Here is a 210-nt window from a genome sequence, read left to right as displayed (position 1 = left end):
TCGTTCAGTTTTCAAAGAACTTTTTTGGTGGAGCCTAGCGGGATCGAACCGCTGACCTCCTGCGTGCAAGGCAGGCGCTCTCCCAGCTGAGCTAAGGCCCCAAACAAGTATCGGGAAGACAGGATTTGAACCTGCGACCCCCTGGTCCCAAACCAGGTGCTCTACCAAGCTGAGCCACTTCCCGAAAGAAAACGCGCCCGAGAGGAGTCG

2 tRNA genes are annotated in these 210 nt (G+C 56.7%); both read right to left on the bottom strand.

The annotated features are described in order from the left end of the window. Positions 1-25 precede the first annotated feature (25 nt). A tRNA-Ala gene (locus B5P42_RS31440) sits at positions 26-101 on the bottom strand. 9 nt (positions 102-110) lie between these two features. Beyond that, positions 111-184: transfer RNA gene (locus B5P42_RS31435), tRNA-Pro, on the bottom strand. Between the last annotated feature and the right edge of the window lie 26 nt (positions 185-210).

Origin of the sequence: Bacillus sp. SRB_331, from assembly GCF_003264175.1 — a bacterium.
GTDB lineage: Bacteria > Bacillota > Bacilli > Bacillales > Bacillaceae_G > Bacillus_A > Bacillus_A mycoides.
This window is presented reverse-complemented; position numbering and strand designations above follow the sequence as displayed.